Source organism: Sphingomonas sp. DMC6, assembly GCF_056314225.1.
The window spans coordinates 293,186-303,307 of record NZ_JBQUYT010000004.1 but is presented as its reverse complement, the minus strand read 5'-3'; the positions used below and the strand labels follow the sequence as shown (position 1 = coordinate 303,307).

8 protein-coding genes are annotated in these 10,122 nt (G+C 68.1%); all 8 read left to right on the top strand.

The genetic code is table 11. The features are described 5' to 3' along the window. Positions 1 to 227: 227 nt before the first annotated feature. The 8 genes from ACT53M_RS11915 to nagE all read left to right on the top strand — a co-directional run bounded on the left by ACT53M_RS11915 (position 228) and on the right by nagE (position 10,089). Complete coding sequence (locus ACT53M_RS11915; protein ID WP_476233600.1) at positions 228 to 1,547, top strand: replication-associated recombination protein A; 1,320 nt, start codon at positions 228 to 230, stop codon at positions 1,545 to 1,547. Then, the gene (locus ACT53M_RS11910; protein WP_476233599.1) at positions 1,540 to 1,887 is read left to right on the top strand and encodes a hypothetical protein; all 348 of its coding nucleotides are present in this window, start codon (positions 1,540 to 1,542) and stop codon (positions 1,885 to 1,887) included. The genes ACT53M_RS11915 and ACT53M_RS11910 overlap by 8 nt, the downstream gene beginning before the upstream one ends. Further along, the gene (locus tag ACT53M_RS11905) at positions 1,830 to 2,744 is read left to right on the top strand and encodes a hypothetical protein (protein ID WP_476233597.1); all 915 of its coding nucleotides are present in this window, start codon (positions 1,830 to 1,832) and stop codon (positions 2,742 to 2,744) included. The genes ACT53M_RS11910 and ACT53M_RS11905 overlap by 58 nt, the downstream gene beginning before the upstream one ends. Positions 2,745 to 2,812: 68 nt before the next feature. Beyond that, the gene (locus ACT53M_RS11900) at positions 2,813 to 3,553 is read left to right on the top strand and encodes a copper homeostasis protein CutC (protein ID WP_476233595.1); all 741 of its coding nucleotides are present in this window, start codon (positions 2,813 to 2,815) and stop codon (positions 3,551 to 3,553) included. A gap of 76 nt (positions 3,554 to 3,629) precedes the next feature. Beyond that, a complete protein-coding gene (locus ACT53M_RS11895) occupies positions 3,630 to 4,682 on the top strand; it encodes an SIS domain-containing protein (protein ID WP_476233594.1) in 1,053 nt (350 codons plus the stop codon). Beyond that, entirely contained in the window at positions 4,679 to 5,812 is a 1,134-nt protein-coding gene (gene nagA, locus ACT53M_RS11890) for an N-acetylglucosamine-6-phosphate deacetylase (protein ID WP_476233593.1), read from the top strand. Before ACT53M_RS11895 ends, nagA begins: the two co-directional genes overlap by 4 nt. A gap of 69 nt (positions 5,813 to 5,881) precedes the next feature. Next, a complete protein-coding gene (ptsP, locus tag ACT53M_RS11885) occupies positions 5,882 to 8,380 on the top strand; it encodes a phosphoenolpyruvate--protein phosphotransferase (RefSeq protein ID WP_476233838.1) in 2,499 nt (832 codons plus the stop codon). Further along, positions 8,377 to 10,089, top strand: coding sequence for an N-acetylglucosamine-specific PTS transporter subunit IIBC (gene nagE / locus ACT53M_RS11880; RefSeq protein WP_476233591.1), 1,713 nt, complete (start codon positions 8,377 to 8,379; stop codon positions 10,087 to 10,089). Before ptsP ends, nagE begins: the two co-directional genes overlap by 4 nt. The last annotated feature ends 33 nt before the right edge of the window (positions 10,090 to 10,122 follow it).

Genomic DNA, 10,122 nt, shown 5'->3' with positions numbered 1-10,122 from the left:
GGGGGGGGGGGGGGGGGGGGGCCTCGACGTGGACGATGCGCTGTTCCGCCAAGCGGGTTCCCTCCCCCGACCCCTCCCGCAAGCGGGAGGGGAGCGCTTGCGACACGCGGTACGCGCACCGTTTGCGTTTGGATCACAAGAAACCTGCACCGCCGCCGCCACCCCGGCCTTGCGCGCGATCAAGCGGCGGGATGCAAATTGCCGCGCACCGGCCTATCTACCGCCCGATGGCCGACCTTTTTGCCACCCATGAGACCCCCGCCCCCGCCGACGACCGCACCGGCGGCCCGCTCGCCGATCGCCTGCGCCCGCAGCGACTGGACGAAGTCGTCGGGCAGGAACATCTGACCGGGCCGGAAGGCGCGATCGGGCGGATGGTGGCGGCGGGGCGGCTCAGCTCGATCATCTTCTGGGGGCCGCCCGGTACCGGCAAGACCACCATGTCGCGGCTGCTCGCCGATGCGGTGGGGCTGCGGTTCGTGCCGATCTCGGCCGTCTTTTCAGGCGTGGCGGACCTGAAGAAGGTGTTCGCCGAAGCGCGCGACCATGCCCGGCTCGGCAAGCGCACCTTGCTGTTCGTCGACGAGATTCACCGCTTCAATCGCGCCCAGCAGGACGGTTTCCTGCCCTATGTCGAGGACGGCACGGTTACGCTGGTCGGGGCGACGACCGAGAACCCGTCGTTCGAGCTGAACGCAGCGCTGCTCAGCCGGGCGCAGGTGCTGATCCTCCACCGGCTGGGGCCGGAAGCGCTGGCAAAGCTGCTCGACCGTGCCGAGGCGCTGGAGGGGCGCCCCCTGCCGCTTACCCCCGAAGCGCGCGCGGCGCTGGTGGCGAGCGCCGATGGCGACGGGCGCTTCCTGCTCAACCAGGCCGAGACGCTGTTTTCAGTGCAGTTCGAGGCGCCGCTCGATCCCGCCGCACTGTCGGGTTTCCTGCAGCGCCGCATGGCGGTGTACGACAAGGACCGCGAGGGGCATTACAACCTCATTTCAGCGCTCCACAAATCGGTGCGCGGCTCCGATCCGCAGGCGGCGCTATATTATCTCGCCCGCATGCTGACCGCGGGCGAAGAGCCGCTCTATGTGCTGCGCCGGCTGGTGCGGATGGCGGTGGAAGATATCGGCATGGCCGACCCCAATGCGCTGGTGCAATGCATCGCGGCCAAGGATAGCTATGATTTCCTCGGCTCGCCCGAAGGCGAACTGGCGATCGTTCAGGCATGTCTCTACCTCGCAACCGCCCCCAAATCGAACGCCGCGTACAAGGCGCAGAAGGCAGCGTGGAAGGTGGCGAAGGAAACCGGGTCGCTGATGCCGCCGCAGAACATCCTGAACGCGCCCACCAAGCTGATGAAGACGATCGGCTACGGCCAGGGCTACACCTATGACCATGACGCCGAGGGCGGCTTTTCGGGCGACAATTACTGGCCGACGGAGATGGAGCACCAGACCTTCTATGTGCCGACCGACCGCGGGCACGAGAAGCGCGTGGCCGAGCGGCTCGCCTGGTGGGCGGAGATGCGGGAGAAAAGGCGCGATGGATGATTGGAACGATGTCTGCGCCTATGCATGCTCGCTGCCCGATGTCGTGATGGGCTCCTGGTGGAACAGGCCCTGCCCCAAACTCAACGACAAGGGGCTGGCCTCGCCCGGCCACGAACCCGGAAGCTTCGGCCTGATGGTGCGCATGGACGAAAAGCCGCTACTGCTCGAAACGGAGCCCGAGACCTTCTGGCAGACCGACCATTATCGCAATTTCCCGATGCTGCTCGTTCGCTACGGCACCCCGGCGCGCGAACGCATCGAACTCTATATACGCCGCGCCTGGTGGGACCGCGCAAAAAAGGCGCAGCGGCTGGCTGCCGGAATGGAAGAGCGCCCCTGATCTTCACCGATTTCATTGCGATCGACTGGTCGGGTCAGGCGGTCGAGCGGCCGCGCGGGCTGGCGGTGGCACATGCACGCGCAGGCGATGCGGCGCCGGTGCTGATCGACCGCGACTGGTCGCGCGCCGACATTCTCGCCTTTCTCGAAGGGCTCGCCGCATCGGGCACGCGCGCGCTGATCGGCCTCGATCTTTCTTCCGCCTTCCCCTTCGTCGATGCCGACAGCTACTTCCCCGGCTGGGCGGAGAGCCCGACGGACGGGCCTGCGCTCTGGGCGCTGGTCGATCGGCTGTGCGCGGGGGACGACCATCTCGCTGCGACCAGCTTCGTGCAGCATCCGGAAGCACGGCGGCATTTCCGCCAGATGGGCGATTGCGGCGACAGGTTCCCCGGCGGTCGCGGCCGGTTCCGCCTGTGCGAGCATGGCCAGGCGGCAATAGCGCTTTCCCCCTATAGCTGCTTCAATCTGGTCGGCGCCAGCCAGGTGGGCAAATCCAGCCTTACCGGCATGCGCGTGCTCCACCGGTTGCAGGGAAAAATCGGGCTATGGCCGTTCGATCCGCTGCCGGAGCACGGCCCGGTGCTGGTGGAAATCTACACCGCTCTTGCAGCGCGGCAGGCCGGCATGCGCAAGGGCATTTCCAAGATCCGCGATGCAGCCACGCTCGACAGGATGCTGGCGGCCTTTGGATCGGCGCCGCACGCGCCGCTGCGCCGCTATGACGACCATGCTACCGACGCTATGCTGAGTGCTGCCTGGCTGCGCGTGGCGGCAGGGCAGGAATTGCTCTGGGCGCCCGCCGCACTGACGCCGCACCTTGCCCGCACCGAGGGATGGACATTCGGCGTGGCGTGATTGCCAAGCGCCATTCCGGCGCGATAGGACTTTTGTAGAACCACAATAAGATAGGAGTTTTTGCCCGGATGCGTCCCCTGCTCGAAATTTGCGTGGAAGACGCCGCCGGTCTGGAAGCCGCTATCGCCGGAGGGGCCGACCGCATCGAGCTTTGCGCCGCGCTCTCGCTAGGCGGGCTGACGCCGCCCGAATCGCTGGTGCGCCTCGCCGCGGATGCGCCGGTGCCGGTGCGGCTGCTCGCTCGCCCGCGCGAGGGCGATTTCCGCTACGGCCCGCAGGAAGCGGCTTTGGTGGCCGAAGACATCCGCCTCGCCGCCGAAGCCGGGCTGGACGGCGTCGTTATCGGCGCCAACACCGCCGAATATCGGCTGGATGAGGCACTGCTCGCCGGCTGGGCGATCTATGCCCGCGCACAGGGTGAGGCGCGCGGCCGACCGCTTGGCCTGACGCTTCACCGCGCGATCGACCTTTGCCCCGACATCAGCGACGCGCTCGGCATAGCGATGGCGCTGGGCTTCGATCATGTGCTGACCTCGGGCGGAAAGCCGCGTGCCGTCGACGCGACCGAAACGCTGGCGATGCTGCAGCGACAGGCGGGCGAGAGCATCGCCGTGATGGCAGGCAGCGGTGTCGATAATACCACTCTGCCCGCCATCCTCGCGACGGGCGTTCGCGCCGTCCACGCCTCCTGCCGCCGCCCCACCGCAACGATCGGCGAGCGCGAGCGCAGCTTCGGGTTTCAGGCGGATGTGCGCCGCGTCACCGATATCGCCACGGTCCGGGCACTGCGCGAAATGATCCATGCCTGAAACTTGCGCTTGAACAATACCAATATGTAACTTATCGCTACCGGTGTATCAGCGCCGTATGGAGCGAAACTCGGGAATGATCGTGGAACAGGGCGAGCGTAAGGATGCGTCGGCGACGTTGATGCATCGCGAAGCGGCCGAAGCCGGCGCAGCGGTGCGCCGCCTGCTGGAGGCCAATGCCGATAGCTTCCACGCGCTGGGTGCGCGGCTGCGCGCCGCGCCGCCCGCACTTGTCGTCACCTGCGCGCGCGGCTCGTCCGATCACGCCGCAACCTATGGCAAGTATCTGATCGAAACACTGGTGGGCCTGCCGGTCGCATCCGCGGCGCCGTCAGTGGCATCGGTATTCGCGGCGCCGGTCGCGGCGGAGCAAGCACTGTGCATCGCCATTTCGCAGAGCGGCCGCAGCCCCGACCTGTTGGCGACGGTCGAAGCGCACAAGCGCTCCGGCGCCTATGTCGTCGCGCTGGTCAATGACGAGACCTCGCCGCTCGCGAAACTCGCCGATTGCTGCTTCGGCCTGAAAGCGGGACCAGAAAAGTCGGTCGCCGCCACCAAATCCTATATCGCGTCGCTCGCCGGGCTGGCCGCGCTCGTAGCCGCCTGGACCGAGGATGCAGACCTAGCGGCTGCACTCAAGACGCTGCCCGACCAGCTCGAAGCCGCCGCAACGCTCAACTGGAGCGTCGCGCAGGCGAGCCTGGCCGCGGCGACCAACCTGTTCGTGATCGGCCGCGGCTACAGCTTCGCCGTCGCGCAGGAAGCAGCGCTCAAGTTCAAGGAAACCTGCGGCCTGCATGCTGAAGCATTCAGCGCCGCGGAAGTGCGCCACGGCCCGATGGCGATCGTCGGCGCCGGCTTCCCCGTGCTTGCCTTCGCCAGCTCCGATGACGCAGGCGACAGCGTGCGCAGCGCGGCGTCCGAGTTCGCCGAACGCGGTGCGGCGGTGTGCCTGGCAGATGCCCGCGAGGCCGCGGCCTCGCAACTCCCGACAATCGCGGCGCATCCCGCGATCGAGCCGATCCTGATGATCCAGAGCTTCTATCCGATGGTCAACGCGCTCTCGATCGCCCGTGGCAATGATCCCGACCAGCCGCTCTATCTGCGCAAGGTGACTGAGACACGATGAGCGCCTTCCGCTTCGTCAACGGCAATATCGTCACGCCCGAGGGCATCCTGCCCCAGGCGAGCATAACGGTCGCCCATGGACGCATCGCCAGTGTCGATGCCGGCGCGACCACCGGTGAGCTGGTCGATCTCGACGGCGGCTGGCTGGTCCCGGGCTTTATCGACGTGCAGGTGAACGGCGGCGGCGGTGTCCTGTTCAACGACGCCACTACCGTCGAAGGCATTGCCGCGATCGGCGCGGCACATGCACGGTTCGGCACCACGGGCTTTCTGCCGACGCTGATCAGCGACGTACCGGAAGCGATCGCCCGTGCGCTCGACGCCGGCGATGCCGCGATCGAGGCAGGCGTTCCCGGCTGCGTCGGCGTGCATATCGAAGGTCCGGTGATCAGCACCACGCGCAAGGGCATCCACGATCCGGCCAAGTTCCGTCGCCTTGACGAAGGGTTGATCGAACTGCTCAGCCGTCCGCGTCGTGGCAAGGTGCTGCTAACGCTGGCGCCGGAAATGGTGGCGATCGAGGACATCCGCCGGCTTCATGCTGCGGGCGTGCTGCTCAGCATCGGCCATAGTGACGCCGATTACGCGACCGCCACTGCCGCCTTTGCAGCGGGGATGACCGGCGTCACCCATCTGTTCAACGCCATGTCGCCGTTGCTGCACCGTGCGCCCGGCGTCGTAGGCGCTGCGCTGGACGACCAGAGTGTCTATTGCGGCCTGATCGCCGACGGCTTCCATGTCCATGACGCGGTGCTGCGCATCGCGCTCAGGGCGCGGCCGCACGACCGCTTCGTGCTGGTGACGGACGCGATGCCCTGTGTCGGCGCCGACGTGACCGCTTTCGACCTGCACGGGCAGCATATCCGCGTCGAAGACGGCCGCTGCCTGGGCGTGGACGGTACGCTGGCCGGGTCGGCGCTGGACATGACAGGTGCGTTCCGCAATGCCGTCACCCGGTTGGGCCTGTCGCACGGTGATGCCGCCGCGATGGCTGCTACCAACCCTGCCGCCTTTCTGGGCCTGTCGCACGAGCGTGGCGCGCTTGCGCCGGGCTTGCATGCCGACTGGGTACAGCTAACCCCGGATCTGCAGCCGGCTGGCTGCTGGATTGCCGGCACCCCCTACCCCTGACCACGGAGACCTGCCCTGAGCACGACAGCGCCGCCTTTCAGGACTGACGACGACACTGCCGGGGCCGGGATCGAGATCGCCGCACCGCTAAAGGGCTGGCTTCTGCCGATCGAGGCAGTACCGGACCCCGTGTTCGCGCAGCGGATGCTGGGCGACGGTGTTGCGATCGACCCGGTCGAAGGATGCCTCTACGCCCCCTGCGCCGGCGAAGTCGCGGCGCTGCAACCGACCGGCCACGCCATCACATTGCGGGCGGGCGACGGCGTCGAGATCCTGATGCATATCGGCATCGACACGGTGGGCCTTGGCGGCGCCGGTTTCGAGCCCTGTGTGCAGGTCGGCGATCAGGTCGAAACCGGTGCGCCGCTGATCCGCTTCGATCTGGACGCGGTGGTGCGCGGTGCGCCGTCGGTGGTTACCCCCGTGCTGCTGCTCACCGGTGCCGGCCGCCATATCCGCGACATTGCCGCCACCGGCCCCGTCGCCCCGGGCGCGCCGATCTTCCGCGTCGTGCCGGATGCCGATGCGATCGGGCAGGCCAGCCTGGCCTTGGCCGGCGAAGGCGCGATCGTCCGGCGCTCCGTGCAGGTGCCGCTTGCCCATGGCCTGCACGCCCGCCCCGCCGCCCGGCTGAGCGACGCCATCAAGCTGCTTCAGGCCGATGTGCGCATCCACAAGGGTGAGCGCTCGGCATCGGTGCGCAGCACGGTGGGCGTGATGACTTTGGGGGTCGCATTCGGCGACACAATCGAACTCGAAGGTCAGGGCGCCGACGCTGCCAAAGCCGTCGAGCGGCTGGCGACCCTGATCGAAAGCGGCATGGACGAAAGGACCGAGGCGGCCCCTCCTCCCCGCGCGCGGACGGCACCGGCTGCACCGGTCTCCGGCGAACCGGGCCTGCTGAGCGGCGTGTGCGCCGCGCCCGGTCTCGCACTGGGCAAGGCGCGCCATTATCGCCTTCCGGACATCGCCTTCGACCCGCTCGGGCGCGGTGAAACGATCGAACAGGCGCGGCTCGATCAGGGGCTGACGCGCGTCGTCGCGACGATCGAGACCGAGTTGCGGCACGCAGCCGGACCGCACCGCGCCATTCTGGACGCCCATCGCACCATGCTGGGCGATCCCGAATTGCGGGCAGAGGCGATGCAGGAGATCGCCCATGGCGCCAGCGCCTCGCGCGCTTGGCGAGACACGCTGCGCCCGCGCGCGTCGATGCTGCGCGCCAGCGGCGACGCGCATCTGGCCGAACGAGCGGATGACATGGCCGATCTGGAGCGCCGGGTCATCGCGGCGATCGAGGGCGTGGTCGATACCCCGCCCAGTTTCCCGCCCGATACGATCCTCATCGCCGACGATCTGTTTCCGTCGCAGGTGATGGCGCTGGACACCGGCACGGTCCGCGGCTTCTGCACCGCCCGTGGCGGGCCGACCAGCCATGTCGCGATCCTCGCCGGCAGCCTGGGTATTCCCGCACTGGTTGCGATGGGACCGGCGCTGCGCAACATCGCCGAAGAGGAAGTGCTGATCCTAGACGCCACCGCCGGCACGCTGCGGGTGGCACCTTCCGACGCGCAGCGCGACGAGGCAGAGGCACGTGTGGCGGCGCGCGCAGCCGCGTTGGCGGCGGCTCGGGCCGCAGCGGGCACACTGTGCCACATGGCCGACGGCACGCGGATCGAAGTCTTCACCAATTGCGGGTCCGCTGCCGAAGCCGAACGCGGCGTCGCCAACGGCGCCGAAGGCTGCGGCCTGTTGCGCACCGAATTCCTGTTTCTGGAGCGGGAAACGGCCCCGGACATCGCCGAGCAGACTGCTGCCTATCAGGCGGTGGCGGATGCTTTGCAGGGCAAGCCGCTGATCATCCGCCTGCTCGATATCGGCGGTGACAAGCCCGCGCCCTATCTGCCGATTGCGGCTGAAGAGAATCCGGCGCTGGGCCTGCGCGGCATCCGGGTGGGCTTTGCCCATCCGCAGTTGCTGGAAGACCAGATCCGCGCAATTTTGGGCGTGCGTCCGCTGGGCCAGGCCCGGATTATGATCCCGATGGTCGCAAGCATAGACGAACTGCGCCGCGTGCGCGCGATCGTAGAGCGGATTGCAGGCGAACTTGGCATCACGGAACCGACGGCGCTTGGCGTAATGGTGGAAACGCCGGCTGCCGCCGCGGCCGCCGACCTGCTGGCCGCCGAAGCCGATTTCCTGTCGATCGGCACCAATGACCTCACGCAATATGCGCTGGCCATGGACCGCGGCAATCCGGCCGTAGCCCCGGCGATCGACGGGTTGCACCCTGCCGTGCTGCGCCTGATCGCGCAGACCTGCGAAGGCGGCGCGATGCAAGGGCGCTGGACCGGCGTATGCGGCGGTCTCGCTTCCGATCCGCTGGCGGTGCCGATCCTGATTGGTCTGGGCGTGACCGAGCTGTCCGCCACGGCAGCGATGGTGCCCGAGGTCAAGGCGCTGGTCGCCGGCCTGACGATGGAGCGTGCCCGCGCCCACGCCCGCGCTGCGCTCGCCTGCCCCACTGCCGCCGATGTTCGCCGCCTTGCCCGGGAATTCAACGCATGAAGTCGATCCTCGAGACGCTCCAGCCGCTGGGCCGCGCCCTGATGCTGCCGATCGCGGTGCTGCCGGTTGCCGGCCTTTTGCTGCGACTGGGCCAGCCGGACATGCTCAACATCGGCTTCGTCAGTGCGGCCGGCGATGCACTGTTCTCGCATCTGGGCCTGCTTTTCGCGATCGGCGTGGCGACCGGCTATGCCAAGGACGGCAACGGCGCCGCCGCGCTGGCGGGCATCGTCTGCTTCCTCGTTTCGACCGAGGCGGGCAAGTCGCTGCTGGCGGTGCCGGCAGATGTTGGCGCGGGCCTGGCCAAAGATCCCGCCGCACTGGCGGTGGCGGCGTGGAAGGCCAAGGCGCTCGGCCGGCTAGACGTGCCGATCGGGATCGCCTCGGGCCTGATCGGCGGTCATTTCTACAATCGGTTTTCAACAATCAAGCTACCGGAATATCTGGCCTTTTTCGGCGGTCGTCGGTTCGTGCCGATCATCAGCGGCGTGGCCGGTCTGGTCTTTGCCGTGATCGTCGGACTGGGCTTTCCGCATATCAGTGCGGGCGTCGACGGCCTGAGCCGCGGCATTGCCGGTGCGGGGAGCTTCGGCCTGTTTGCGTTCGGCGTTCTCAACCGCGTGCTGCTGGTCACCGGCCTGCACCACATCCTCAACAACGTCTTCTGGTTCGTGCAGGGCGATTATAACGGCGCGACGGGCGACCTGCGCCGTTTCTTTGCGGGCGATCCTACGGCGGGCAGCTTCATGGCCGGCTTCTTCCCGGTGATGATGTTCGGCCTGCCGGCCGCCTGCCTCGCCATGTACCGCGCGGCACTGCCCGAACGGCGCAAGGCCGTGGGCGGGCTTCTGCTCAGCCTGGCGCTCACCTCGCTGCTGACCGGCGTGACCGAGCCGATCGAATACAGCTTCATGTTCCTCGCCCCGATCCTCTACGCCGTCCATGCCGTGCTGACCGGCGTGGCCATGGTGGTAATGGACCTGCTGGGCGTGAAGCTGGGCTTCGGCTTCTCCGCCGGCCTGTTCGACTATGTCTTGAACTTCGGCAAGGCGACCAAGCCGCTGCTGCTGGTGCCCGTGGGGCTTGTCTATTTCGCGCTTTATTACGGCATCTTTTCCTGGGCAATCCGCCGATTCGACCTGAAGACGCCCGGCCGCGAGGCGGAGACGGTCGCGACGGCGCCCGCCGAAGCCGGTGCGCCTGCCAGCCGCGGCGAAGCCTTTGTCCGTGCGCTCGGCGGCAGTGCCAATCTGGTCGAGATCGGCGCCTGCACCACGCGGCTGCGGCTGATCGTAGCGGATCAGGGCGCCGTCGACGATGCGGCGCTGAAAAGCCTGGGCGCGCACGGCATCCTGCGCCCGTCCGAGCGGGCGCTGCAGGTCGTGCTGGGACCGATTGCCGATGTGGTGGCGGTGGAAATCCGCGACGCATCGGCCAAGGGCGGCGCGGCGCCTGCCGCCGTGGCAGAAGCGACCGCCGCCAAGGCCGCGGTCGCACTTGCGCCGGCGCTGGTCGCGGCGCTGGGTGGCGAGGCCAATGTTGTCGGCAGCAGCCTGCACGACGGCCGCCTGCGTGTGGAAGTCGCCGATCCGACCAAGCTGCGTGAGGCGGCGCTCGCAGGCCTGTCTCTCCGCACGCTCGCCCGCCCCGCGCCGACCGTGCTCCACCTGCTCGGCGATGCCGCGCAACTGGCTGCGCTGAAGGGCTGAGGCCTTTACCCCCTCCCGAGCACGGGAGGGGGG